Origin of the sequence: Trichocoleus sp. Lan (assembly GCF_039961855.1) — a bacterium.
Taxonomy (GTDB): Bacteria; Cyanobacteriota; Cyanobacteriia; order Cyanobacteriales; family FACHB-T130; genus FACHB-T130.
In genome coordinates, this window is the sequence record NZ_JAMPKA010000004.1 from 232,194 (window position 1) to 257,961 (window position 25,768).

The 25,768-nt window shown below is 45.4% G+C and carries 22 protein-coding genes; 11 read left to right on the top strand and 11 right to left on the bottom strand.

The window, feature by feature from the left end; translation table 11 throughout:
• Positions 1-46: 46 nt before the first annotated feature.
• From rplT to NDA03_RS05520, 3 genes are all read left to right on the top strand, one after another.
• Complete coding sequence (gene rplT, locus NDA03_RS05510; RefSeq protein ID WP_190413799.1) at positions 47-403, top strand: 50S ribosomal protein L20; 357 nt, start codon at positions 47-49, stop codon at positions 401-403.
• Positions 404-501: 98 nt separating this feature from the next.
• A complete protein-coding gene (locus NDA03_RS05515; RefSeq protein ID WP_348237552.1) occupies positions 502-1,275 on the top strand; it encodes a transporter substrate-binding domain-containing protein in 774 nt (257 codons plus the stop codon).
• A 97-nt stretch (positions 1,276-1,372) separates the two neighbouring features.
• Entirely contained in the window at positions 1,373-1,900 is a 528-nt protein-coding gene (locus tag NDA03_RS05520) for a tetratricopeptide repeat protein (protein WP_190413797.1), read from the top strand.
• Between the two features lie 284 nt (positions 1,901-2,184).
• Here the strand turns inward: NDA03_RS05520 and NDA03_RS05525 are convergent, their stop codons facing one another.
• From NDA03_RS05525 to NDA03_RS05545, 5 genes are all read right to left on the bottom strand, one after another.
• Positions 2,185-4,362, bottom strand: coding sequence for a hypothetical protein (locus tag NDA03_RS05525; RefSeq protein WP_190436305.1), 2,178 nt, complete (start codon positions 4,360-4,362; stop codon positions 2,185-2,187).
• A gap of 119 nt (positions 4,363-4,481) precedes the next feature.
• On the bottom strand, positions 4,482-5,429 hold the full coding sequence (locus tag NDA03_RS05530) for a glycosyltransferase (protein WP_348237509.1): 948 nt from the start codon (positions 5,427-5,429) through the stop codon (positions 4,482-4,484).
• 77 nt (positions 5,430-5,506) lie between these two features.
• Positions 5,507-6,604 (bottom strand): glycosyltransferase, encoded by a 1,098-nt coding sequence (locus NDA03_RS05535; protein WP_348237510.1) that lies wholly within the window; start codon positions 6,602-6,604, stop codon positions 5,507-5,509.
• A gap of 105 nt (positions 6,605-6,709) precedes the next feature.
• Positions 6,710-8,002, bottom strand: coding sequence for an O-antigen ligase (locus NDA03_RS05540; protein WP_348237511.1), 1,293 nt, complete (start codon positions 8,000-8,002; stop codon positions 6,710-6,712).
• A 125-nt stretch (positions 8,003-8,127) separates the two neighbouring features.
• Positions 8,128-9,528 (bottom strand): oligosaccharide flippase family protein, encoded by a 1,401-nt coding sequence (locus NDA03_RS05545; protein WP_348237512.1) that lies wholly within the window; start codon positions 9,526-9,528, stop codon positions 8,128-8,130.
• Between the two features lie 874 nt (positions 9,529-10,402).
• Between NDA03_RS05545 and NDA03_RS05550 the strand changes: the two genes are divergently transcribed.
• Together NDA03_RS05550 and NDA03_RS05555 are read left to right on the top strand one after the other, a co-directional pair.
• Positions 10,403-10,882, top strand: coding sequence for a hypothetical protein (locus tag NDA03_RS05550; RefSeq protein WP_348237513.1), 480 nt, complete (start codon positions 10,403-10,405; stop codon positions 10,880-10,882).
• A 146-nt stretch (positions 10,883-11,028) separates the two neighbouring features.
• Entirely contained in the window at positions 11,029-11,208 is a 180-nt protein-coding gene (locus tag NDA03_RS05555) for a hypothetical protein (RefSeq protein ID WP_348237514.1), read from the top strand.
• Positions 11,209-12,236: 1,028 nt separating this feature from the next.
• On the opposite strand, the gene NDA03_RS05560 is transcribed toward NDA03_RS05555, so the two are convergent.
• From NDA03_RS05560 to NDA03_RS05580, 5 genes are all read right to left on the bottom strand, one after another.
• Entirely contained in the window at positions 12,237-13,424 is a 1,188-nt protein-coding gene (locus NDA03_RS05560; RefSeq protein WP_190411463.1) for a glycosyltransferase family 4 protein, read from the bottom strand.
• Entirely contained in the window at positions 13,421-14,668 is a 1,248-nt protein-coding gene (locus NDA03_RS05565; RefSeq protein WP_190411462.1) for a glycosyltransferase family 4 protein, read from the bottom strand. Before NDA03_RS05565 ends, NDA03_RS05560 begins: the two co-directional genes overlap by 4 nt.
• 1,099 nt (positions 14,669-15,767) lie before the next feature.
• Positions 15,768-17,981: a polysaccharide biosynthesis tyrosine autokinase gene (locus tag NDA03_RS05570; protein ID WP_190411461.1), complete on the bottom strand. Its 2,214-nt coding sequence runs from the start codon at positions 17,979-17,981 to the stop codon at positions 15,768-15,770.
• Between the two features lie 209 nt (positions 17,982-18,190).
• Positions 18,191-18,538 (bottom strand): hypothetical protein, encoded by a 348-nt coding sequence (locus tag NDA03_RS05575; protein ID WP_190411460.1) that lies wholly within the window; start codon positions 18,536-18,538, stop codon positions 18,191-18,193.
• Positions 18,539-18,754: 216 nt separating this feature from the next.
• Complete coding sequence (locus NDA03_RS05580) at positions 18,755-20,551, bottom strand: serine/threonine-protein kinase (RefSeq protein ID WP_190411459.1); 1,797 nt, start codon at positions 20,549-20,551, stop codon at positions 18,755-18,757.
• A 455-nt stretch (positions 20,552-21,006) separates the two neighbouring features.
• Here NDA03_RS05580 and NDA03_RS05585 point away from each other — a divergent pair, with 455 nt between their 5' ends.
• The 5 genes from NDA03_RS05585 to NDA03_RS05605 all read left to right on the top strand — a co-directional run bounded on the left by NDA03_RS05585 (position 21,007) and on the right by NDA03_RS05605 (position 24,086).
• Complete coding sequence (locus NDA03_RS05585) at positions 21,007-21,183, top strand: hypothetical protein (RefSeq protein ID WP_190436328.1); 177 nt, start codon at positions 21,007-21,009, stop codon at positions 21,181-21,183.
• Positions 21,184-21,239: 56 nt separating this feature from the next.
• Positions 21,240-21,923, top strand: coding sequence for an S-layer homology domain-containing protein (locus NDA03_RS05590; RefSeq protein ID WP_190430327.1), 684 nt, complete (start codon positions 21,240-21,242; stop codon positions 21,921-21,923).
• A 147-nt stretch (positions 21,924-22,070) separates the two neighbouring features.
• Entirely contained in the window at positions 22,071-22,913 is an 843-nt protein-coding gene (locus tag NDA03_RS05595; protein WP_348237553.1) for an FAD-binding domain-containing protein, read from the top strand.
• 57 nt (positions 22,914-22,970) lie between these two features.
• Positions 22,971-23,387: a hypothetical protein gene (locus NDA03_RS05600; protein WP_348237516.1), complete on the top strand. Its 417-nt coding sequence runs from the start codon at positions 22,971-22,973 to the stop codon at positions 23,385-23,387.
• Positions 23,388-23,402: 15 nt separating this feature from the next.
• The gene (locus NDA03_RS05605; protein WP_348237517.1) at positions 23,403-24,086 is read left to right on the top strand and encodes a chromophore lyase CpcT/CpeT; all 684 of its coding nucleotides are present in this window, start codon (positions 23,403-23,405) and stop codon (positions 24,084-24,086) included.
• Here the strand turns inward: NDA03_RS05605 and NDA03_RS05610 are convergent.
• A complete protein-coding gene (locus NDA03_RS05610; RefSeq protein ID WP_348237518.1) occupies positions 24,065-24,337 on the bottom strand; it encodes a hypothetical protein in 273 nt (90 codons plus the stop codon). The genes NDA03_RS05605 and NDA03_RS05610 overlap by 22 nt on opposite strands.
• A gap of 117 nt (positions 24,338-24,454) precedes the next feature.
• Between NDA03_RS05610 and NDA03_RS05615 the strand changes: the two genes are divergently transcribed.
• Positions 24,455-25,726, top strand: coding sequence for an NACHT domain-containing protein (locus tag NDA03_RS05615; protein ID WP_348237519.1), 1,272 nt, complete (start codon positions 24,455-24,457; stop codon positions 25,724-25,726).
• Positions 25,727-25,768: the final 42 nt, after the last annotated feature.

Genomic DNA, 25,768 nt, shown 5'->3' on the forward strand with positions numbered 1-25,768 from the left:
GACGAATGACTGCTGACCACCGATCAATAACAACTAATAATTAGCCATGACACGGGTAAAACGCGGTAACGTTGCTCGCAAACGCCGCAAAAAAATTCTCAAACTAGCCAAAGGCTTCCGAGGTTCTCATTCAACTTTGTTCCGGACAGCCAATCAACAGGTCATGAAGGCGCTGCGTAACGCCTACCGCGATCGCAAAAAGCGCAAGCGCGATTTCCGCAGCCTCTGGATCACCCGTATCAACGCCGCAGCACGTCAGCACGGCATTAGCTATAGCCAGCTGATGGGCAAATTGAAAAAGGCAAATGTCCAGATTAATCGCAAGATGCTGGCACAGATGGCTGTTCTCGATCCCGCTGGCTTTGACAAAGTGCTGCAACTCGCTACACAGGCTCAAGGGTAAAGGATGAAGGATGTAGGGCTTTGTCCTTCCCAGAGGGTGGGATGAATGAAGCTCGCCACTCGTTTGTTGCCAGCCTCGTTCCCAGGCGGTGCCTGGGAATGTTTTTTCTTTGGCTCTTTGCTAGTATAAAAACGCCAAACTTAGCGGTTGCTGCCGAGCTACAAGAGATTGTGGAGCGCGGCTACCTAATTGTTGCAGTGAAAGACAATGTCCGTCCCCTGGCTTTTCGGGATGGGGAAGGCAAACTGCAAGGGCTGGAAATTGACATTGCCCAGCGTTTGGCAGCAGAACTCCTAGATAAACCCGATGCGGTAAAGTTGCAGCCGGTGGCGAATCGAGATCGGCTCTCGGTAGTGGTGGATGGAACGGTCGATCTGACGATCGCGAGGGTGACACAAAATGCTTCGCGCGATCGCTTGGTCAACTTCAGCATTCCTTACTACCTAGACGGCACCGCTTTAGTCACTCAGGACGCATCCTTACAAAGGCTTAACGATCTGCAACAGAGAAAAGTCGCCGTTCTGAAAGGATCGGATACGATTTCTACGGTGCGCTATCTTATCCCCCAAGTTCAGCTAATTGGCGTAGATTCCTACGAACAGGCGCGATCGCTCCTGGAATCGGGTAACGCCGATGCCTTCGCCGCCGATGCCAGCATTCTCAGCGGCTGGGTGCAGGAATATCCCCAGTACCGACTGCTGCCGGTACGCTTGTCGGGGGAGCCGCTAGCCGTGGTAATGCCCAAAGGGTTGCAGTACAATCAATTGCGGCAACGGGTAAATGATGTGATCGCGCGTTGGAAGCGAGAAGGCTGGCTACAAGAACGGGTGAAGTATTGGGGACTCCCCCAGAGCGATACCAACCGATTTTAGAAAACTTCCGATAGGGCACCTGTGGCGAGCTACCTCCGCCGCAATCACGTCCCATAATGAATAGAGAAAGCAAATTAATCTCTGTATTTGAAGGGCAATGGATAACTCTCTAGCAATTTTTTATCTCTCCTTGTTGCTGGTACTGCTTGCCGTTGCCGGTTGGGCAGTTGTGCGCCAGGTTTTCAAAACCCGCAAAGTTGAAAGTGTCCTCTCCCGGCTGCAAAATAAGGTGCAAAACGACAAATGCACAACCCAAGAGTTTTACGAACTCGGCAGCATCTATTTAGATAAAAAACTTTACACCCAGGCAATCTCGCTGCTTCAAAAAGCACTCAAAGCTGAGGATGCCGAAGAGGAAAACCTCGCGCCTATCTACAATGCCTTAGGCTTTGCTTACTTCTCCCAAGAGCAGTACGACGTAGCGATTCGCAACTACAAAGAAGCTTTGAAAATAGCTCCAAATTATGTCACGGCGCTCAATAATCTGGGTCATGTTTACGAGAAGAAGAAGTTAACTGCTCAGGCGTTGGAAAGCTATGAGGAAGCGCTGAAGCACGAGCCTGACAATGGCACCGCCAAGCGCCGCGCCGAATCCTTGCGGAAACGGTTGGTTCCCTCGACTTAAAACGCCTTGTCATCCCTGAGGCTCTGCCTCCCGCGGAACTCAAATAAAACGTAACGATTGTAGGGGCGCAAACCTTTGTGCCCCTACAGCTTTATCCGTAGCAAGGTCATATTTTGGAGGCTGTAGAACTGATGGGACGCTATACAAAGCAAAGTTAATTAAAAAAGCTGACGCCTGTAATGAGGCTGAGCCTCATTACAGGCGTTTCAAGTTGGAGGCTGGGAACGGGAAAAAGCAAACTTTCAGTGACGGAGTGCGATCGCCCGCGTGGAAGATGAAGCCGCCTATCCAGAGGAACCATCTGGTTTTCCGTAGTAGATGCCCCTACCATTGGTACCGATAAACACCAGCCCAAACTGCTGCCAACTCGCCTCCATCACATTTGGCTCACCACCGATAGGATTCTCTTGAGAGCCAATGCTCGTCCAAGTTTGGCCTCTATCAAGAGAACGAAAAATTCCCTCGCCCATACCAGCAACTTTTCCATAGAGATAAAGTGCCGGAGTCGTGCTGCCATCCGGTGGTTTCCCGAAGGCAAACAAATGCGCCCTCTCTACTGAAGGCAGCTTAGTCAGCGTCTTGCCACCGTCTGTTGAACGGTACAAACCATTCCAATCCAGACTAAGCCACACCTCATCTTTCACACCCGGAACTGTTTTCAGCCTGCACCACAAATCTGCCCAATACTCGCTTTTAATCGATGAGTTAACAACCTGAAACGATGCGCCCCTATCAGTACTGCGATAAACTTTGCCTTCGCTGTAATAGTAAAACGTGTTGCCATCTACTTTATCTGCGGCCAACGGCTCACCCCAATACCAGGGGCCTTTAGCCCCATTAGGTAGCCCCGACACTTTACTCCATGACGCGCCGCCATCAGTTGTCTGTATCGGCTGAGCCTCGCTGAGAGTCACGACAAAATTGTTTGGGTTATTTGCCGATATAGCTACGCGCAACGGCATTGCCTTTGAGGGAAATGACCCAAACTTCTTCCAAGTCAATCCGCCGTCTGTCGAAGTTGTTCCGCCATTGTGGATTGGTTCCCACTCCACACCACCAACCCGCACCACCCGCGACGGGTCGCTTTCAGAGTAGGTAATACCGTAAGTATGCTGAGGCCAAGGTCCGATACCGCCCATCCTTTTCGATGGATAAGAATTAAGCCCATTGTTGTGATTGAAACCGTCTACATCGGCTACACCACTCAATAACACAGCACCTTTTGGAGGTGCAGCTAAGGCGAAAGCGACTATCTCTTCTTGTCCTTGCTGATAGTTAGCCCAAGTCACCGGATTGGCGTTGATATTTTCTGTTTGCCAAATTCCAGAACCATTCGTCAACCAAACTTTTCCCGGTACTTTCGGGTCAAATTCAATTGCTGAAACCCACGATTCAAACATGGCATCATGCCACCAAGAAACCGTGTGGTTTATATTTGCCTTTTTTTCTGTCCAAGTCGCTCCCCCATCTAAGGAACTATAGAGGATTTTGCTAGTTATTTGACCTAAAGATACGACTAAATGATTGGGATTCGTTGGGTTAACACCCAAGGCATTGAAAAACGCTGGCTTGCCATCTGGAGTGATGTTACTCCAGGTTCCACCAGCATATTTGCTAACTCCTGATTTGTGCGTAACGTAGAGAATACCGTTGCTGGAAACAGCCATTCGCTGTGCCTGTGTCGGGCTTCCCTGGATTTTGCTCCAAGTATTACCCGTGTCAGTAGATTTATAGATTCCATCTCCATAGACATTCGCGTAGACTAAACCGGGCGATCGCTTGTCAAACGCAATGCCTAAAATTCCAATTCCTTTTGTCAGATTTGGGGAAAAAGAAGTAACTCTAGCCCATGTCGCCCCCGCGTCAGACGACTTCCACAACCCATCGTGCCGCGAACCAAAAAAGATTACTTTAGAGTTAGACGGATCGACAGCTAACCTTTCTCCTGCCCACCGCTCTTCGGAGTTGCTGTCCATCCCTAAGTCTATCTTCAATTTAGTCCAAGTTTTTCCTCGATCGCTAGACTTGAAAATTGACCCCTTCGGCTCCCACTGGGAGTATTTGCCTGCCGCCATGTAGACAATATTCGCATCCTTTGGATCGACGGCTAGTGCTTCTCCCCCGTAATAAGTTTTTTGGGCAAGTGGAAAGCTGTCATTTAAAGGAATCCAACTTTTATCTGCTGCATTCCAGCGATAAAAACCACCAACGTCAGTTCTGATATAAACAAGATCCTTTTCTAAAGGATGGGGGTAGACACCTGTAACAAACCCACCTCCACCTATAGAAACGTTAGCCCAGCGATATCCATTTCCCCCGATCGAGTAGATGGGTGCTGCGGCTACAGATGCTATGCCAAGGCTTTTGTATGTTTGCGGTTGTTGGTTGCTAGTGGCACACGCAGCAATAATTCCCACCACAATAGGCAAACCAGTCAAAGCGATAAATTTTGGTATTTTCATAATTTATAACCAAAGATAAACACAGATGAACCCCAATGAATTATTTGTGTAAGTCTCTGTTCATTCCCGATTTCATTCCTAGTAAATTGATGGTGTATGAGAAGTTATATTGCTTAAGTTTAATATTTAGGGTTTTTTAAAAAATTATAGAAAGCTCTCATATAGATTTTTAGTTTATCTATCGGTTTTACGGTGGCAAGATGATTTTTAACAAGTTTTTTAAACTCCGCATCCATTTCTCCATTCCGGAGATACACACCCATTCCTGTCGCCATCATGTGGTTAGAAAACTCATAAAATGATGGGAATTTGACTCCTATCCAATAGCCTAAAAGGATATTGATCTTGGCGGTTCGCTTCTGATAGTCTTTTGATTTCCCCTTAGTCTCTTTTCCGATAGCATTGGCGTTCTTCCCATGTACCCGATAAAGACTTAATTCCTTATCCAAAACGATCCCTTTACTTAGCCCTAATGAGCTAAAAATTAAAAAAGCATCATTGAGCAAAGTGCTTCCTGCTTTATCCGGCATTGGCAGAATTTGTTGTAAGAGTGACCGTTTCAAGCAAAGACCAGAGGTAGAGGGGTAAGGAAAGTTTTTGTAGAATCTGCCACTTTTCGTTAACTGTGTCAAATCGTACTCGCGGAATAAATCGGGACTGGTTTTAAGTTTTTTATCATTTATTTCCACTAACTTTTCGTCCACAAATTTAAGAGGATGGAAACACCAACCTAAATCTGGGCGATCGCCTAATGCTTCTACTACTTTTTCTGCTTTTTCAGGTACAAAAGTATCGTCAGCATCCAAAAAGCAAACAATATCTCCTTTACTCGCGGCAAAGCCTGCATTGAAAGCTGAAGCTTGTCCCCCATTTTCCTTTAGTACCGGGAGAATTTTATCGCCATAACTGGCAATAACTTCTCGTGAGTTGTCGGTAGAACCGTCGTCCACCACAATTACCTCGACGTGGGGATAGGTTTGGCTGAGGGCGCTATCAATTGCCTGTGATAGGAAACGAGCATAATTGTAGTTATTAATGGCGATGCTAACTTTAGGGTTGCTGTTCATGCTTTTAGTGTTGTTATGAGCGTCTGGTTTGAGTAGTGACAGTTATAGCAGCAAGCTTGGGAAGAACACAGCAATGCCTATGAATCAATACCCAATACTTGCCGATACTGTGCTACAGACTTTTCCAGGGAGAACTCATCAGCTCTTAGCCGCAGTGCTTCCGAGTCAGAAGGCTTATCTAAGGTAGTCGCGATCGCTTCTGCTAAACCTTTGACATCTCCAACACTGACTAACTGACCGTACTTTCCGTTTGCTAAAATCTCTTCTGGCCCGCTAGGACAATCGGTAGAAACTACCCTGGTTCCCATAGCGATCGCCTCAATGAGTACAGTAGGCAATCCTTCATATAAAGAAGATAGGACGAATACTGCTGAAGATGCCATATAAGCATAGGGATTTGCCACAAACCCAGGTAAAGCCACATTCGATGCTATACCCAATTCCTGCACCAAAGCTTCAAGCTGCGATCGCTCCGTTCCCTCCCCTAAAATCATCAGCCGCGCCGGACGCTGTTGTTGCACTTGAGCAAAGGCGCGAATCAAAGAAGGAAAGTCTTTTTGCTTTTCCAGGCGTCCCACACCCAAAATCACCGGAGGCTGTCCCGCCTCAAACCAAGGATGTTCCACAAGTTCACTGGCTTTTTTTAACAGATCCGGGGTAACAACTGGGTTGTAAATAACTTTGATTTGTTCTTTTGCTAATCCTAGATGCACCAAATCATCAGCCGACCCTTGAGACACACTAACAACTGCATCAGCCATCGGGTAAAACCAGCGTACCAAGTAAGGTGCAATTCGCCTTTTCAGCTGCTTAGAGTTTTGCGCCTCCTGAGACAGGGTGTTATGTACGCTCACTACCACTCTTGTAGATACACCAGCCAGCCTTCGAGCCAACAAAGCCACTATATTCGTATCTTCCAAAGCCGAAAGCAAAGCTGTAGGTTTATTTTCTTTCAGATAGCGTACCAAGGCGGGGAGACTTGATAGCAGCCGCTTACCTTTCAAGTCCACAATTCTCACCTCTGGCGGTACTAGAGACAGATAAGGTCCTTCCACCTTAACTAAAACTAAGTCTACGCTTAAGCCTTGCTCGACAAAACCACGAGCCAAATTAACGAGGACTCTCTCAGCGCCACCGCCATATAGGGAAGTAAGAAAAATTGTTATGCTAGACATTTTTATTTGAGGTTGAAAATACTTCTATTCCCTAATTCCCGCTCTCTGGGGAGGAGTTAAGGGAAGGGTTACTTGAAAAAGTTGGTAAATTTATTGCTAACCTTACTACGTTGTTTCAACTAATCCTTCTTTTCTTTCCTCCGTCTCAAACGACCTAATATTCGACATTGGGAGGCGCTTCAATGATAAGGTTACTGATACATACAATATCCAAAACAGAGAGTGCGGTTCTACAATTGTACTTTCGGTATAGTTATACATTAGTAAAAACGTCACGTAGGTTATCGGCCATAAATCTTCGGGTTCTTTAGTGGAACGCACCCATTTTATGGCTCTAAAATAGGTAAAAATAATACTAATCCCAAAAAAGAATATCCCTACAAAGCCGAGATCAACCGTCAAGTTTAAAAACCCATTGTGAGCGTGGTATACCTTATAGCGAAGTACACGCCAAACATATTCCGACTCCCCTCCCTCCAGCCAAAATCCCTGATAACCATAGCCTAACCAAGGGCGATCCCAGATTTTTTCTATTACAGCATCCCAAATCTCTGTACGACCGCTGAGGGTAGGATCTTTGCCTAAGCTAAACAGCAAGTTATCCCAACTTGCCACGCCCCATGTAGCTAGACTTCCACCGATTAATATCAATGTAATGAAGAAGGGAATAGCTAAGTTGTCGCTCCACCGTAAAGCGCTGTAAAAAGGCAAGAGAATTATCAAAGTCAAGAAGATGATTAAAGCAGTTTTTGAAGTTGTAAGTACAATCACGCCAACGCAAATACCACAAACACCCCATACCAAGTAACGATATTTGCGAACGTTCAGAGCCACAAGTAAGGTAGACAATGCTGGTACCAGCATCAGGCGAGACAAGAGGTTTTTGTGTAACAAAGGCCCCCGCCAAGCTCCTGCATGAGTTCCACTTTCTATTCCACCTCCCCGAAAAACTAGGGTGTACATTACGGTAATTACTGCTCCTATACCCAGCGCCCACGCTATTATGCGTACTTGCTCTTTCAAGGTATAGCGCGAAGCAAAATACAGTCCAAACAAGGTTGTTTGTAACACATTGATGCCAGCTTTTCTAGAAATAGGCGGAAAATCAGACCAAAAAAATGAGATTACAATCGTTGCGACTAAACCCCATAAGAAAACGTCTCTCAAAGCTGGACGAACAACACTTTTGAACCGGGCAATAATCAAGAAAATTGTCCCGGCATAGACTCCCAACTGTAGCAGCGATATAATCTTGTCAAACACGGAAGGAACATAAACAGCGTAGCCAGCTGTTCCCTCCGACGCATTGTTTAAGCTGGCAAAGTTTAATAATCCTGAGAACACTAGCAGCGCCAGAACCGAGAATCTCTTTTCAGCGAAATTTAGGAGTGGATTCACTACTTTAGAGGGTGGTAAAAGTATCTAGAATTCAACTCAAGTCTAGGTCTTTTCAGTCGGGTGAGGGGGGAGAAAATGACTTTTGACAAGTTTCTAGGATGATGCAGTTTTTGTTAAAGGTGGCGTTAAGCTTCGGATGATTTTTCCTGCTTTACTCCTTTGATACTTTTAATATAATCTCTCAGCTTCTGCTGGGTACTGGGCAACAATGCCACGACTACTAAGCCCAAAACTACCCACCATCCTAACTGGTAGGCAAACAAAGCTATTCCAAAGGTCCCGCACCACAAGCCAGCCAATCGATAGTCAGGACTGCCAATGTCCCGCACTAGGTAGAAGTGGATGACAATATAACTCGCTAAAGTCGCCACCTCAGCCCAGCCGTATCCCACTAATCCCAAGCGGGGTAACAGCACGAATGCTGCTCCTACAAAAAGAGCCATATACACGATGTGAAAAACTGTAACTTCCCAGTTCCGCCGCAAAACGTAGAGGGTTGAGGAATGCATATTAAACATGGAGTTGGTCAGATTGCTCAAGGCGATATAAGGATAGATCGCCACTACGGGAAGCCAGCGATCGCCAAACACCAATGGAATAAGCACAGGCAAAGCCCAGCTGACTACTACGAGCAGGGGTCCTAAAGCTAATATCTGAAGGCCCATGCCCTCAGTGACAGCTCTCCGTAACCGCTCTCGATCTCCCTGCAAGCGCCCCAAGGTGGCAATGGAAATCCGCCAGGTTGCGGTTTTTACAAAACTGAGAATGTCGATGATCCGGATGGCTAAGGCTACATATCCCACTGCCTCGGCACCAGCGTATCTACCTACTAGCAGGGGGTTGATCAGAGTACGTAGTTGCCACACCCAGACTGAGGTGGAAAATCCGATGCTGTATCCCAGCATCTGCTTAACTAAAACCCAATTCCAAGCAAAGCGGGGACGATATCCGGCACTCCAGTAGAGTAGTGCTAGAGTTTGAACTTGCTGTAGCCACCATCCAGCCACCAGCGCCCAAACTCCGGCTCCCCGAAAAGCCATTGGAAAGGCTATCACGTAGTAAACTAACTGACCGAGAAGTTCAATTAAAGCTACCCGCTTGTAATCTAGATTGCGCTCTAGCCGAGCCATCGGGACTTGATTGAGGAGAACGACGGGAAGTCCCAGAAACAAGACTTGCGCTACCGGGCGAAACCCTTGGATATTCACCCAGCTTTCTATTAAGGGAAGCGCCAAAAAAGCTAAAAGCATTCCTGTAAACGCTTGCAGCAACAGCAGGGTGAAAGCTTGGTGATATACTCCGAGTTCCTCTTCCCCTTCCCGCCGCACCAGATAAACTTCAATGCCTAGCTGGCTGAGCATCTGAAGGTACAAAAATATACTGATGGTGGCAGCATAGAGACCGTATTTCTCCGGTCCTATGACTTTGGTAACTAGCATCACTCCTGCCAGACTGATGAATACTCCCAGTCCCTGACGCAGTACCAGGTAGGCTCCTCCCCGCATGACTTGCGTTTTCAGGTTCATGCTTGTCCCTCAAAGTAGCAAATATTACGGAGAAATCCTTGATGTTCTACCAATGAAGACTTCCAGAAAAAGAGATTTATAGATAGCGATCGCAGCTTGGGAGTCTTTAGCGGCGCAAGATGCGGGAAAATCGGTAGAATGCTCATCAATTTTTTGAGCAGGTGGCTCAGCTCCAGCACATTTTTCTCCTTAGTTTGCCTTGGTTCATCGCTACTGCATCAGTAGACGGCCTTCTAAGGTCGTCAGCATATTTCATTGAATAAATAGTCAATTGCTACTAACGCTAGTACAGATTGGCAAAAATATCTCAGCAACAGTTAAAGCGATCGTACTTGGGTGCCAATCTCTTTTTAAGCAAGCAAATTTAATTTACCACAGACAACAGTGTGGATTTGTGAGAATTCCCCCCCAAAGTTTAAAGCTTTTATAAAGACACTGAATATTTACACATTTGGCATTGAGCTATGGAAGGCTTGATAATTCTTCATTAGAACTTCAACTTTATGAAATAGATAACTTACATTATTCTCTGCAAAATGTCTGTAATCTTACCAGTGTTTAGGCAATCATGATATTAAAACTTCTCCATCGGGCTGTGGCTCCTGTGTTTATTGGCACTATGCTTGGGTGTACTGCTAGTAGCAATAGGTAGCAACCAACAGCCGATTGTAGGCGCGGATCTTGTGTCCGTACCGATGGCACCCACTTCCTACGTCGCTAGGCTAACGTGTCGATAGGCAGTAGAGGGTTTGTTACAGGTGTTTATACTTACAACGCACAAAAGGATCTGGTTTAGATCAGAACCGACGTTGGTGGCTTTTCTCTCTGGAATACCGAAGATAAAACCTGCATTCGATTACATGACAGCTTCACAATGAAAGAGAAAACATATTACGGGGAAGAAGCGATCGCAACAGATCCCATCAACCCAAATATCGTTTACATGGCAGCAGGTAAATACTCCCAGCGGCAACCCAAAGGATCAATCTTTAAGTCCACAGAGCGAGGTAAAAACTGGACTAAACTAAACATAAACTTAGGGATAGACAGTAATGTTGAGCATTGCTGGGTGGGAAAAAGACTAGCTCTCAATCCGGCTAACTCCAACATTATTTTCTTTGATTCGCGGCACGATGGGGTGTGGAGATCCTCGAATGCAGGCGCGACAATGGGCGAAAGTCGCTTCTTTTTCCCCAACGTTTACAAAGAGCGTTGGCATCTTGTCCGCGTTGGCGGTTCAAGGTGGAACTCAACTTCTACAGGAGCAACTTCAACAGACGGTGGATTAACCTGGAAGAAGTTTGCGTCGTTTCCGGCATCAATTACCACTGCGCGTAGCGATATCAGCAACTAATCCAAACTTGTTCGTTGTAGCTGTAAGTAAAGCTCTACCCCTACGCACCACTAATGGCGGCGCTTCAGGGAGTGCAGTGTCTGGACTACCAAATTGCTCAGAATGCCCCTGGTATTGAGATCAGCCCTTGGTGGCGAATAAAGTAGATGGAAATACTTTTTACTATTACAGCGACAGCAAAGTTTACCGCAGCACTGACCAAGGTGCATCCTTTAGCCTTTAGCATTGTCAACTCATCGATTCCCAATATTAAGAGTGACTACTATTCGTATGCGCTGAAAACAGTTCCAGATGCGAAAACTGAAGTCAGGTTCAGCTTAGACTAGGAAGGTTTATTTAACTCCACAGACGGTGGCAAAACGTTCGCTAAGCTGCCTTCAGTAGAAAAGGCGCATTTGTTTACTTTTGGGAAACCGCAGACCGGAAGGACAACTCCAGCGCTTTATTTGTATGGAAAAATTTCTGGTATGGGCGAGGGAATCTTCCGTTCTCTCGACAGAGGCAAAACTTGGATAAGCATTGGTTCTAGCCAAAATCCATCGCTAGCCAGCCAAATGCGATGGAGGCGAGTTGGCAACAGTTTGGCTTGGTTTTCGTTGGTACCAATGGCAGGGGCATCTACTACGGAACTCCTGACGATTCCAAGGAGTAGGCTGCTTTATCTTCCGCGCCCGTACACGCAATTCGCCCCTGAATACTGGTGAAATTTACCCGAAAAGTACCAAGGCATTAGCCTTTAACAGAAAACGGTTGTTTCACGCTAGTAACACGTTCTGTTAAAGAATGATTTTGTAGTGCTGTTACTTGTGACAACACGTGCGAGACGAGGGATTCAACCGTCATCAAGACTACCGAAAATGCCAATACTACGAAACCAGCAGCTGTGAAGAGAAACATGACGCTTGTAGAAATTAGTTTCTTGATAAAGGCGTTCATTTTGGTAAATAGTTTTGTTTACCCCTCTAGGATATGAAACACTATATGGTTTTGACATCAGTGAATTTTTTGAATTTTTTGTAAAGAACTCCTTTATAAACCCGAAAACATACGGGGACGCTTTAAGTATATTTTTCTACAAATAAATTAAAGGATGTTTTTCTGATTTTGTCCTGAAAGCTAAGTTTTTTTAACTGAATGCTGCTAAATGCTGCTAGTAAATACGTAATTGAATGTAAATATGTGTGTCGCGCTTATAACACTGGTGAAGTGAGTGTTCATGGCTATTTTGTGTAAAAAAAATATAAAGATAATATAAAGACAAAAAATAGTAGGGGCGTACAGCTATTTGTGCGCCCCTATCACCTGGCAGGAAAATATTAAGTTATATTGACAATTTAGAAATGCAACAGCGCTTTTAAGCCTTGACTAGGTCTGATGGAACTGGAATTCGTTTGCCGTTTTCGTTGTCTAGTGGAGCAAGGGCGGTGAGTGTTCTGTACAACTCCAATGTTTCGCTAGTAATCTGGTTCCAGGTATAGTGTGCTTGCACATAACTCTGGGCGTTTTTAGCCATTACCGCCAATTCATTCTGGTGATTGATTGCCCATTCCAAGCTGCGGAGGCAAGAGTCTACATTTTTTACCTGGAAAAGCATCCCTCGGTTTTTGCCAATCAATTGCTGATGCACGGGAATGTCACTACCGAGTACGGGAACACCTTCCTGCATTGCTTCCAACATTGATAGAGGTAATCCCTCCAACTCAGAAGGAAGTACAAACAATCCCGCACCCCGAAGGATTTCTGCAAGACGGGGACCTCTAAGTTCACCTGTGAATATGATGTTCTTGTTATTCGCCGCCATCTCGGTGATCTCCGAGGTGAACTCATTGGTATCGCTGGTACCGCCCACCATGACGAGTTTCCATCCTTCTTGCTGAAGATTTTGGAAGGCTTTGATGAGTAAGTCAGGGCACTTTTCCGGTACGAGTCTACCTAAAAATAGAATATAGCGTCCCTGTTCCAGACCTAGCGAAGTTCCATAGCTAAAAGTAGGGTCTGAATCACCCATATTTGAGGGTGCGTTAGGAATATAAATTGTCTCCTTACCGTAAGTTTCCTTAAAGTATGAGCGCAGTTCCTCTGAGACGACGATCATGCTATCAGAGAAGCGGACAGCAGCACGTTCGCCGCGACGGATTAGGTCGCTAGAAGCTTTGTTCCATTTGGCACGTTGCCAATCTAAGCCATGACAGGTAACAACAACTTTTGCCGAGGAAGCAATTTTGGGTAGCCAAGTAAAGAGGGCTGGTCCTAAAGCATGGAAGTGAACGATATCATAACGCTTCGCATTGCAAGCGATCGCTCCCAGCGCCGAACTCAACAGAGCATCCATTCCCTTGATATTCAAGCTGGGTATGGAAACAACCTTCACACCATGAACGTTATAGTGGCTGAGCGAAACATCTCCAGTGTATGAGGAACGGGCAAACAAATCCACTTCATGACCCTGTTCTACAACCCGTGAATAAATTTCTTCACAGTGGTGCTCGATACCACCCTGTTTAGCAGGCAACCCTTTTGCTCCAATTACGGCAATTTTCATGGCGAAACCCCGGTAAAAGTTTTTTGATTAATCTGGCTAGTAGACAAATTCCGCTGTTGCCAGCGGCTTAGCATATCGCTGTAGATATCACCCACGACAGTCTTGGCACTGTAAGGTTTGGCAGCTTTAACGCACGCCTCGATTGGATAATCTCCACCGTTGTGCAGTACCTTCCGCAAGGCATCTGCAATTGCGGCTGGCGATCGCTCCTCGCACACCACTCCACTATCAGTAGTGAGTAGGTTTGGAGTTTCGCCGCATTGGGTTGTCACCACTGGCGTACCACTGGCAAGTGCTTCGAGAACGACCATAGGAAGACCTTCATAGGCGCTCGTTAGTACAAAAACACTACATACACGTTGCAACTGTGCAAGTTCTGCCTGGGCTAATGGTCCCAGCAGCGTTACCTGTCCGGACAATCCAAGGCGGGAAATCTCAGAACGTAGCTTATCCTTTAAGTCTCCATCGCCTGCTATGAGGAGGTGAACAGTTGAATCGTTCAGGGCAGCAATGGAGCGGACTAGCAAGACGGGGTCTTTCTGGGCGTGAAGGCGACCAGCAAATAGAATAAAGCGTGTATCTTCCGCTAAACCCATCTGCTGTGCAAGTGTGCGCCTACCTTTCTCTCGTTCATCTAAGGTCAATGGGTAGCAGATTTCGTTATCTACTGTGTTTTTGACGTAGGAAATGCGCTCTGCTATCTCTGGGTAATGCTGCTGGTAATGTTGCACCGATTCAGTATTACACGACAAGATTTGAGAAAACTGACTTACAAGATAGCGTTCGATAGCAAAATATGCTGCTGGAAAACGTTGCCACAGAATCGCATTTTTTTTGTCCGCAGAATTAATTTGCTTTTGAATATCGTTGTGAATAAAGAGAGTCTTTTCTCCTGACCAGTTGCGAGTAAAAAGTGTGGGTTCCAGCCTGTGAAAGTGCATGAAATCCGAACTCAAATTCCGACCCAAAAGGGCAGCCGTATATTTAATAGTGGTTGGTACTAATTTTTTAAAGTTATCGTTTTCTATAAAAAACAAGGGCATAAAGCGGATCTCTCTGCCTGCCAACTGGGCGTCTCTCCATACTCCTATGGGTTGCGATGGATCGTTCTCCGTTCCTACCAGCCGGATTTCAAACTCGCTAGGAGCGTATTTAACAAAAGTGCGTATGACTGTTTGTATACCCCCGATGCTAATGCTACTCGGATTGAACTGGTAGAAGATAGTCAAAACAGGTTTACGCATAACAATACCTATATATAGCTAGGTGTATTGGTTGTTTTTTTGTTGTGGCAAAGATTAATTAAGCAGTCTGTCAGTAGATTTATTTCAGCATGATTGCTTAGCTGACTTGAGAGTCTGAGATTCTCTTCCTCATAATTGCTTAGATTACTGTAAAACCCTACTTAAGTAAATTGAATTTGCCAGATTTTACAGAAAGTTCTCAAATTTCCCACTTGACTTCATGGCAACTTTATAATGAGGTTCAAGACGCTATGAAGGCAAAAAATGGCTCAATTTTAACACTGCCCAATAATTTCTCCCAAACCCGAAAAACCCTGACCCAGCCATTCCTAAGCTTTTACTAAATCTAATACCACTCTAGAAGAGAACTCGTTACTCCTACTACTACTATCAAAAGTAGGAGTTATAAAATACTCCTTATGGAAGATGCGGACTGAGTTTATACGTAAGATTACTTGGTTGGATGAATTGTACTTTACGATTAACTTTCCGAAGCCTATTACTACTATCAAAAGTAGGAATTATGAATACTCCTTATGGAAGATGCGGACTGAGTTTATACGTAAGATTACTTGGTTGGATGAATTGTACTTTACGATTAACTTTCCGAAGCCTATTACTACTATCAAAAGTAGGAATTATGAATACTCCTTATGGAAGATGCGAACTGAGTTTATACGTAAAACCGCTTGATTGTATAAATTGTACTTTCGTACTTTACAATTAACTTTCCGAGGCATCGGATATAAACTGCTAATGAAGTCTGTATTTAAAAGTGTAATTTGACAGCCACTATGCAAAAATACAATTTTATTTAATATTCTCTACTAGAAGATATTTCTTTGCCGATCCGCAGTAGCAGCCTGCAAGAGCGAATTTGCTTAGTTGTCCTATTGGTGAGGGGTATCAACGTAACGCATTTAAGCAAGTGTATATCAGCGGTCTTCTCTACACGGAAAGGGGACTCGCCTTTTTCCCATAACAAAATTCTCCTACCCCGAACACGGTTAGGAGAAGAGGATTCGCCATAAGCGTATAGAACGTCCTTACAACGGTACGCTTATGGTTCGAGCTAGAGAAGTAATCGATTAATGCTTGTTTAAGCGCGATCGCTATTTTTAGGAGCCTTCGCTGTCAGCATTTTTGGCGTACTGGCATCTTCCTTGTAGTATGCCTTGGCATGGTGGAAATAACTATCAGGTTCGTTTTCCACAATCACACCATTGACGACCAAGCCCAAGACCTTCTGACCTGATTGCACCAAAAATTGCTTACAAGCAGCAGCGCTGACAGTATCAACCACGCCTGGGCGAACTACCAATAACATACCATCAGTCATCTTGCCTACTGCCAGAGCATCTGCCACCAGAACAATTGGAGGCGTATCAAGGATTATAAAATCGTAGTCTTTAGAAAAATTGTCAATTAATCCAGCCATCCGCTTTGAGTCAACAAGAGCCAATGGATTAGGAGGAATCACCCCAGAAGGAAGCACATCCAAGTTATCCATCACTTCTCGCACAGCCATCTCAAACTCAGCTTGATTAACGATGACATCGCTCAGACCAATTGCATTAGTCAAGTCCCAAATATGATGCTGCATGGGATGGTGCAGATCCGCATCTATTAATAAAACTCGTCTTCCTAGTTGAGCCATAGCGATAGCCAAGTTGGCACAAACTGTAGACTTGCCTTCTTTAGAAACAGAACTTGTCACCGCAATGACTTTCAGCTCTTGATCTGGACTGAGAAACTTCAAGTTTGCCTGAAGCATACGGTAAGCTTCACTGATAACCGAATGTGGATTATCTCTAACAGGAAGCTGCGGAAGAATTCTTTCTAGTTTCTTACTGCGAAAAGTAACTTTTTTCTTCAAAGAAGGAATCATTCCCAGGACAGTATATTTAAATAACTCCCGCACCTCCTTGGCAGTTTTGATAGTTGGATCTTTCAGGTCTACAAGGAAAGCAGTAATTACATAAAGTAGACTGCCTGCAACAATTCCGGCAGCTATGATTATTAGCTTGCGAGTACCTACGGGCTTTTCTGGAACTGTAGCGGCGGAAATTAAACTAGCGTTGCCTACATTTTGATTTTCCGCAATCTGTACCTCTTGAAGATTTTTCAAAAGAATTTGGTAGGTAGATTGCGCGGCTTCTACTTGCCGTTGTAAATCCCGCTGACCCTGTTGCAATCTAGGTAAAATGTTCGCTCTTTGTTTGTACGCCTCCTGAGCGCGAGATAAAAAAGTCACTTGATTAGCCAAACCTAAGCGTTGCACTTCTGCGTTGACTAACTCTGCGGTCAGTTTTTGTTCAAGTTCCCCAATTTGTAAATTTGCTTCGGATACTTGTTGGTTGGTGCCAACAATCTCTCCTACCCGTTCCTGTAGTAAAGCTTTTAATGCCGCTTGTTTGCTTTCGAGATTAATTATTTTGGGGTTTTCATCCTGAAAGCGGGTGCGCTCAACTGTCAACTCGCCTTCAATTTTTTGGAGTTCTATCAGCACTTGCTGAACTGCGGGAGATTGGCTGAGCGAGTTTAGAGCCATAGCCCGCTGTGAATTCAGTCCTATCTTACTTTGGAAGGCGGCGACTCTAGCAGTTGCATCTTCAAGTTCAGCTTGAGTTTGCGCTTTTTTGCTGTCTAGCTCTGCGATCGCTTTTACGGCTGAGCTTCCTTCTTCTTCTAGAGCTACAATGTTATTCTGTTCTTTGAAACTACGCAAAGCGGCTTCTGCTTGACGAACAGTGGCTTCAGTCTTCGGTAGCTGCTTACTAATAAATTCGCGAGCCGCCGCTGCTTGAGCGCGGTTATTAAGTACATTCTTCTCGCGATACAAATCCATCAGTTTGTTGACTATCTTTGCAGCTTCCTGGGGATCTTTGCCTTTAACGGATATCTGCAAAACATCGGTTCCTTTGATCCCTTTTACCGTAAGCTGTTTTAGGAAATCAGCAGGTTTTAGGGGATCTCCCTTTTTGTCTTTTAGGTTTAGAGAATTTATCGTCTCTTGTATCAGAGGCTCAGAACGGACTATCTCGGCTTCTGTATCCAGAGGAGTATTCAAGACATTGAGCGGTTCCAACTGTCCGATTTTTGCTCCCGCCTCTGTGACTAAAGCAGAAGTCGTATTTTGCTTCTTAAACAAAAGCCTCCCTTCGGCTTCGTAGGTAGGCTTTTTTAAGAACGCAAATGCGGCGGCGAGTGCAACTGTAAATATAAAGACGGTACTGGCGGGTAGCCAACGCCGTTTGAGGATAAGCCAGTATTTTTTAAAATCTATATCTTCTGTGTATTGTCTAGTTTCCATAAGAGGCTCGTGTAGGAGAGTGGTAATAAGGTTGTTTTGGAGGCAGGTGTATTAGCCGCTCCCAGAAGCGAGTCCTTGCAGTGTAGACTATTTCCTCGCTTATCGAGAGGCAGCATCTGGTAGTTCTTACTCAGCCGACAATTGTATCCTAACAAGGCTAGTAAAAGTTGGAGTGATAAAAAAAACTGTTAATCAATGAAAGGATGAGCTTAAAGCTGTATGCAGTAGCATTCGGCTGGTAGCTCTAGATAAGAGGGATTAACAAAAGCGGGCTGCGAAATTTTTTTGATGCTGACGGACAACCGGACTATGGCAAAGAGTAGAAGTGCGATCGCTTTGGATGAAAGCACCTTAAGCTTACACCTTAAAGCAGGATTAACTGCGCGATCGCTATAGAATGACTCAAACAATTGAGTCGGAAATATTTTAGGTCCTATCGGAGGCAGTTTTGGGACGATTGCCGGAGTGACTGGAAGATTAATTTGGCACAAATATCTGGGAACATATTTCTGCTTTGTGCGATCGCCCTCAAAATCCTGAGATATCTGTATAAACATCCGATTATTCTTTAGCCAAAGAGATTACCACCAGCCTGAACAAATCGGATGATTGCCAGGATTCACGGCATGAATATCCTTGGTGTGTGAATGAAACCGTCCCCGCTCCTGAAGATAAATCTCTTACCTTAAAGCTTTCAACCTGTTTGACAGGTTGAAAGCCTTTGCCTAAACTCCCTAAAAAAAGTTGCACGCGGCGTGAGCCAAATTGCCTGACTACGGCTTAATCAAATGTTGCTCAAACTTGCGATAGTTACCAATTAACCTTGCCCGCTCAAAAGGGGGATAAAACAAGATGGTTCCCAAAGGTAAACCAACTGCCAAAACAGCGCCCATCACCAAAGGATTTAGCAATCCAACTTGGAAGCCAACTCCTAAAGTCATGCCTAACGCCATTGCTAATAGCGACACCCCAATCGCGAGATTGGGACTAAATCCTCTTTTCAAACAACTAACTGCCAGACTCTGCGCCCCAAAACCAGCCATAAATACAGCAAAATCCACCGCTTCAAACCCAACCGCCGCCGAATTTGCCGCTCTAAATTGCTCGCCAAAACCCGTCACAAAAAAAGCGACAATTCCCGCAACCAACAAAGCTACAACCGTGTCTATACCCGCAAACTTAACTTTATACCTGGATAGAAGCTTAGCGACAAACACAGCCCCAGCCGCCGCCGTAGCCGCTGCTGCCACACCAAATGCAGCGACAAACAGCGTGATAAACCCAGCCATGACCACACCCATCGCCCCAACTTGGGCAATCGTTCCGCCCCAAGCGATTCCCTCAATCCAAGCCGCCGAGGCAGCAAGTGTCACCAGTAAAGCGAGCGCGATATAAGGTAGTTTTTTGTTCGTAATCGGAACCGGGGCAGTCTGAATCTTAACAGTAATATCGTGAGTTTCTGGCAGAGAATTTGTGTGTAATAACAGATGTCGCTCGTAGGTCTTATCTGCCATCAACCGGCTGGTATTCACATTGATTTTACACTTCGCCTGATTGTTCTCAAACTTAACGGAATCAAAAGAAATCCAAGTGTGAGTATCTGGTGTATGGGGGGGATCGCTTTCGTGGGGTGCCACTTCCCAATTTCCTTCCAGAAGGGTATCAGGAATCGAGTTCGTAACTGCGATTGTTTGAGTCACCCTTTCACCTAATTTTCTTGCCTTAAATTCTAGGATGGGTTTACTCAGCTTCGCTTCGGGTACGCGAATCACATAGATAGGCTTGAGAGCTTCCAAGGCGATCGCTGCGTTAGGATAGCGGTCTTTTGGTTTGATTTCCACCATCTTTTGCAACCAGTCAATCCACCGCAGACTGAGCTTGGGAACGAGATGCTTGAAATTAATTCGATAATCATCATCAATTAACTGGCTAATCTCAGAAGATTTGATGCCAGTTAATAAGCAAATCAGCGTTGCTCCCAAACTATATAAATCTGAGGCTTCAGTGAGTTGGCGATGAAATAATTGTTCGGGCGGCATGAACCCTAAAGTTCCTTTCGCCACGCTGTTCATCGTCACTTCCCCATCCCCAATTCGAGCCAAACCAAAATCAACTAAAAAAACATTGATGTTGCCATCGACCAAGATATTTTCGGGTTTAATATCTCGATGGATAACGGTGGGAATGCGATTTTGCAGATAAACAAGAATTTCTAATAAAGAGACGGCAATTTTCTTAATTTCATCCGGGTCGAAGCTACGAGGTACGGCTAAAGACGGTGCTTTTTTATACTCCTGAACCATGCAAAAGCCATCGGATGTTTGGAAGGAATCTAGGTAGCGGGGGATTCCGGGATGATTCAGTCCCTGTAACACTTGAATTTCGCGCTGGTAGGCGTCGTAGTCTGACCAGGTGGCGTTGATTTTAGCAAACTGAAACCGTTTAATGACAGCGGGTTGCCGAGTTTTCAGATTGAGCGCCAGGTAGGTTACTCGACCACCGGCGCGGTTGTGTCCTAATTCTCGGACGACCTGATAACCGTGGCTGGATAAGTCTGGAAAGTTGCTCATGTGTGAGAGAACGAACGCAGGTTGAATGAGTTTATGCAACTGCTACGCGAGCAGTTGCAGTTAACGGGAGCAGCTAGAGCGAGTAGCCGCTAACTTGCGGTCATATGCTAGAGCGAGTAGCCGCTAACTGCGGCAGACGCCAAAGCGATCGCGCAATCCGAACAAACCAGGGATGGCAGATAAAGGAAGTGGGTGTACGCCTTTTTTGAGACTTGATCTTGCCCCTTTTCCCAGTTGTCCCTTCTCATCCTAGTTCACCAGCTTAGGAGTAGGAATTTCTGTTTTCGCTGTGAAAGTTCATAAAAATAAAGTGAGTGAGCTACACCTAGTTAAGAACTTGATATCTAAGGATCGTAATTATGACACAGCTATCAGAAGCGAATGTGGCGATTTCTAAGGAAGTTAATAATTTGAGAGGTTCCGATTGTTTAGGTTGGGAGTGTCTAGGCTGATTGTTGCGATCGCCTTCTTCCTATGCGCTCTTAGCCGGGATCGTCGTCAGCGAATGCCACTTTTTGCAACGGCTCCTCGGAAGCATCCACGGTCTTAGCACTGGTTGCAACTTTGCAAACTCCAGATTCGTCACCATTATTGCCAACATCCCCGCTTGGATTGACCCGAATGGGCGATGAAGATTTGGTTCCAGTGTTTATACAGTGAAGTTAGCAACTGAAAAGTGATTTTAATTATGCGTCAGATCCTGGGCACTCTTTCTCTATTGGGATTTCTACAATGTTTTCCAGCAGTTGTTTCTGCTCAAACACAACCTGCTTCAGACGCCCCATCTGACCCCATCGAACAGGTGATTGCTGCCAAATTAATGACTGCATATCCTGATGGACAGTTTCGTTCAGAACAATTCATCAGTCGTGCAGAACTTGCCTCAATTTTGGTCAAAACTTTTAAACTGGACAAACGAGCGGGTGCCACCAAACAAGAAGTTATTTCAGTTCAAGATGTACCTTCTTCCCACTGGGCATATAACGACATTCAGACAGTTTTAAAAACTGGCATTATGAAGGGATATCGGGGAGATATGTTCTTCCCCAACCAAAAAATCAATCGCGCTGAAGCTTTATCTATCTTTGCCCAAGCTCACGGTGTATTTCAGTTTCCGAATGACACCGTTGCTAAAATTCTTGCGAAGTATCCAGATTCCGGGAATATACCGGATTGGGCTAAAAAATCGATGGCAACTGCACTTTACGAGGGATTTGCTAATCCCGATGAACAAGGCAATCTGAATCCCCTAAATCCGATGACGAGAGGGGATATGGCTTACGCCTTGAGTAAATTTTTGGAGCGACAAGAAGCACCCGCACCGATGTTGGAAGAAGATTTACCTTCGCCAGCGAGCTTACCAATCCAATAAGTTCCGAAAAAGCCGTTTTCTCAAAGAAAACGGCTTTTTTGCTTTTGAAGAGCGCGATAAGACGGCTCACTTGTTACACTCGATAAGTTTGGAACGATCAGTTTGAGCGATCGCTAACCGATGAACGCCACGCCAAATAATCGAGATATGCGGCGAGATTTTGCCAGCCGCGACGATTTAATTACCTATCTCCGCGAACAATTCCCTACCGTCACCGAACGCGATGACGCGATCGCTACCACCGTAGGAGGACGTAAAGCCGCAGAAGCCTTCTTAAGTCAAGTAGATCCCGCCCGTTACGCCAAAACGCGCAATTCTTTTAGTGGCGCAGTCACGCGCCTTTCGCCCTATCTCCGCTACGGCGTCTTGAGCTTGGCAGAAGTGCGGGATGCTGTGCTGGACAAAGTGGAAAACCGAGATGACGCACAAAAACTCATCAACGAACTCGGCTGGCGCGATTACTGGCAGCGTCTCTATGCCAAACTGGGAAACGACATTTGGGAAGACCAAGAGCCTTACAAGACAGGCTACATAGCCCAAGACTATGCCGAAAAGTTACCGGAAGATGTTGATAAAAGTAGCACCGGCATGGTCTGTATTGATAGTTTTAGCCGCGACTTGCACACCTCTGGCTACCTGCACAACCACGGGAGAATGTGGCTAGCCGCTTACTTAGTTCACTGGCGGCGGATTCGTTGGCAAGTCGGGGCAAGATGGTTTCTGCAACACTTACTGGATGGCGATCCAGCCAGCAATAATCTCTCCTGGCAGTGGGTTGCCAGCACCTTTAGCCAAAAGCCTTATTTCTTCAATCGGGAGAACTTAGAACGCTATACGGATGGCGTCTATTGCCGCCAATGCCCCCTGTATGGTCATTGTGACTTCGAGGGCAGCTACGATGAACTAGAGAAGCGATTGTTTCCTAAAGCTCAAAGCTTCGATCGAAGTGGCGGTAGTAAGAGTTTTCAGCGCGGAAAGAAGCGTCGGTAGTGCGCTTTTGAGTGCGCTTTTGAGTGCGTGAGTTTTGAGTGCGTGAGTCTTGAATTAATGAAACAGCCGATTATTTGGGTGCATGGAGATGTTTTAAGTCCGGAAAATCCCGTATTGCAAGCCTACCCTGAAAGCCCTGCAATATGGGTTTGGGATGATGCTTTGATTGAAGAGTGGCAGATGAGTCTGAAGCGGATTACTTTTATTTATGAGTGTCTGCTAGAACTTCCAGTAACGATTCGACGCGGGGATGTCGCTGCTGAAGTTATCGCTTTTGCCAAGGAACATAATGCCGATGGAATCGTTACAGCAGAAAGTCCTAGCCCCCGTTTTGACGGCATTTGCGACCAAATTGAGGAATCGCTGCCTATCGAAGTGTTACCTGTTGAGCCATTTGTGAAATACGACGGATATATTGACCTTAAGCGCTTTTCTCGGTACTGGCGCGTTGCCGAACGTTATGTTTTTGATTAGCACTGGGAGACTATTGTGAAGAATACAAGAATTAGGAGTTTGATAGCGATCGCTCTTTTTTCCTCAACTAGCACTGCGGCTTATTCGCGTCCAGCGCCGAATATACAAACATTGGTGCCAATGCAGCAACAAGTTGGGGAAGTAGTGTCGCATTTAGTCGGAGTAATGGATACTTCTGCACAAGCGCAAGCTAACCCCAAAGCCCCAAATGTGAGAATGACTACCTGCAAAGTCAGCGTAGAAAATACTAAAAAAAATCCCAAGGTAGTTTTCCTCTACCAAGAACAAGCGATGTCCCAGAATCTTGCCAAACCCTATCGGCAGAGATTCCTAAAAATTGCCCCCAGTGCTGATAACCAAAGCATAGAATCGCAATCATTTAAACCACCAACACCAGAAGCGTTGATTGGTCTATGTAGCAAACCAGAAGCAAAGCGTGTCATCAAATTAACCGATATTGGTGCTGCTAAATGCAGCGTATTTTTAAAACCTGACGGTGAGAATTACATCGGCGAGACACCGAAGGCAGGTTGTCCCAGCGACTACAAAGGCGCAGTGAAAGTAACAAATCGAATTGTGTTGCATTCTACTGGAATGGACACCTTAGATCGGGCTTTTGATGCCGCAGGGAATCAAGTTTGGGGGTCAAAAGGTGAACCTTATCAGTTTAGGTGGGTTCAGCCAAGCGCGAGTCGGTGAAACAGTTTCTTAGACGCGAAAGCTTCTTGAAGTTGGTAGCGATCGCAGTGCAGTGGACGAAACTCATGCATCGCGTAAGCTTGCACAGTGCTAACTTGACATTGCCGATACAGTTCAACTGGAAAATTCCCCGTGTTAGCTACTTCTAACGCCAGGTTTTCCCGCTTCGCTAGCTCAATTCTCTCCGACAAAGAGGTGCCTGGGATTAAACTCTCGTTATAAGCAAGTACAGGATGAATAGTCGAGAGCATTATAAAGATGGGGTGGCTTGGTGTGATGAAGCGATCGCGCTAATCTCAATCAGATAAACTCTGCTTATAGACAAAGCAGGCTCCTTCCCCAAATTTCTCTAGGCAAGTCAAGTCACGATGGTATCGCAAAACCCTTTTTTTGTTGGAGGTCGCGTTCCTTTAGAATCCTTTATAGGACGCACCTCTGAAGTCAAAATTGCATTTGATCAGATTTCCAAGTGTGGTCACGCGGCGTTTTATGGCAGCACAGGTATTGGCAAGTCCTCTCTATTACAGTATTTAGCTTCGCCTCAAGCTTGGGAGATGCGAGGACTTAAGCCATCAAAAGCATTTATTGTTTATCTCAACTGTTCCGGGATCTATCCTTTTAAGCCTTCTTTCTTTTGGAGAGAGGTACTTAGCCTATTGAAAGAGCAGGCAGAGGATAATGGCTCTTTACAGACTGCTATTGAGCAGTTGTTGCAAGAGGAAACAGTAGAAAAGGGAGATTTACGTCGGGTATTGCGACAAATTGGGCAGCAGAACCAATTCTTGTTACTGTTGCTAGACGACTACGATGTGGCCCTCTATCCCAACGATCAGTACACAGAAGCGGAGATGCTAACATTCTTAAGCGAGTTTCGGGATTTGGCAGTTCACAGTCAGGAAGGTCGATACCTGTCAACTATTGTGATGTCATTCCGGCGTTTAAATGAACTAGGGCCTAAACTCCCTCCAGGCGGCTCTCCGTGGTACAACCACTATCTCTTCCTACCACTTAGACCATTTTCTAACAACGAGATTAATTCTCTGTTTGACCTGCCTATTACACCCACTCTAAGAAAAGGGGTTTTAGAGATTACTGGTGGACATCCTGCTCTGCTTCAAATTGCAGGATATTTGTTGTATGACACTCTTGCTGCTCAACAAACACCAGACCTTGAGGCATTTACAAGGGATTTTCAAAGCCGGAGCGAGCAGTTCTTCCATAATGCATGGAAGTGGTCAACTGAGGTAGAACAACTCCTTTTGATGCTGATTGCTCTATGCCGTTTGGAAGGTCGTTTAAATAGAAAAGAACAGTACGCTCTGGTAGATATTGACTTAATTCTCAGCCAGCGGAGTCGAGAGCTGATTGATCTAGAAGAGAGAGGGATGGTTAAGCACACCGTACAGCAAGAAAAAAAGGTCTATTCTTTTGCCTCTTCTATGATGGAGTGGTGGGTGATTCGGGAAATTGAGAACAGCGATAACGTAGAACTTCAGAACCGAGAGAAGGTGTTTCTTAAGCTGATGAGCCGTGAGCAAGCACAGCGAGTTAAAAAGGTGATCCAACAAGTATGGCAGTCTAGAGAAGCAGCCAAGTCATTGATTGAATGGATAGTGGGTACTTTAAAGGCTACTTCTTGAGCAGCAACTTAAAACTGCCTTGAACTTTTGTCAATTTTTGGC

Bases quoted from the DNA above. Each gene is read 5' to 3' on its own strand.
- NDA03_RS05515 (WP_348237552.1), top strand. From the start codon at position 502: ATGTTTTTTCTTTGGCTCTTTGCTAGTATAAAAACGCCAAACTTAGCG.
- NDA03_RS05530 (WP_348237509.1), bottom strand. From the start codon at position 5,429: ATGAACAGCAACCCTAAAGTTAGCATCGCCATTAATAACTACAATTAT.
- NDA03_RS05555 (WP_348237514.1), top strand. From the start codon at position 11,029: ATGGAAATACTTTTTACTATTACAGCGACAGCAAAGTTTACCGCAGCA.
- rplT (WP_190413799.1), top strand. From the start codon at position 47: ATGACACGGGTAAAACGCGGTAACGTTGCTCGCAAACGCCGCAAAAAA.
- NDA03_RS05545 (WP_348237512.1), bottom strand. From the start codon at position 9,528: ATGAACCTGAAAACGCAAGTCATGCGGGGAGGAGCCTACCTGGTACTG.
- NDA03_RS05535 (WP_348237510.1), bottom strand. From the start codon at position 6,604: ATGTCTAGCATAACAATTTTTCTTACTTCCCTATATGGCGGTGGCGCT.
- NDA03_RS05520 (WP_190413797.1), top strand. From the start codon at position 1,373: ATGGATAACTCTCTAGCAATTTTTTATCTCTCCTTGTTGCTGGTACTG.
- NDA03_RS05560 (WP_190411463.1), bottom strand. From the start codon at position 13,424: ATGAAAATTGCCGTAATTGGAGCAAAAGGGTTGCCTGCTAAACAGGGT.
- NDA03_RS05550 (WP_348237513.1), top strand. From the start codon at position 10,403: ATGAAAGAGAAAACATATTACGGGGAAGAAGCGATCGCAACAGATCCC.
- NDA03_RS05565 (WP_190411462.1), bottom strand. From the start codon at position 14,668: ATGCGTAAACCTGTTTTGACTATCTTCTACCAGTTCAATCCGAGTAGC.
- NDA03_RS05615 (WP_348237519.1), top strand. From the start codon at position 24,455: ATGGTATCGCAAAACCCTTTTTTTGTTGGAGGTCGCGTTCCTTTAGAA.
- NDA03_RS05570 (WP_190411461.1), bottom strand. From the start codon at position 17,981: ATGGAAACTAGACAATACACAGAAGATATAGATTTTAAAAAATACTGG.
- NDA03_RS05525 (WP_190436305.1), bottom strand. From the start codon at position 4,362: ATGAAAATACCAAAATTTATCGCTTTGACTGGTTTGCCTATTGTGGTG.
- NDA03_RS05600 (WP_348237516.1), top strand. From the start codon at position 22,971: ATGAAACAGCCGATTATTTGGGTGCATGGAGATGTTTTAAGTCCGGAA.
- NDA03_RS05610 (WP_348237518.1), bottom strand. From the start codon at position 24,337: ATGCTCTCGACTATTCATCCTGTACTTGCTTATAACGAGAGTTTAATC.
- NDA03_RS05580 (WP_190411459.1), bottom strand. From the start codon at position 20,551: ATGAGCAACTTTCCAGACTTATCCAGCCACGGTTATCAGGTCGTCCGA.
- NDA03_RS05590 (WP_190430327.1), top strand. From the start codon at position 21,240: ATGCGTCAGATCCTGGGCACTCTTTCTCTATTGGGATTTCTACAATGT.
- NDA03_RS05575 (WP_190411460.1), bottom strand. From the start codon at position 18,538: ATGTTTATACAGATATCTCAGGATTTTGAGGGCGATCGCACAAAGCAG.
- NDA03_RS05595 (WP_348237553.1), top strand. From the start codon at position 22,071: ATGCGGCGAGATTTTGCCAGCCGCGACGATTTAATTACCTATCTCCGC.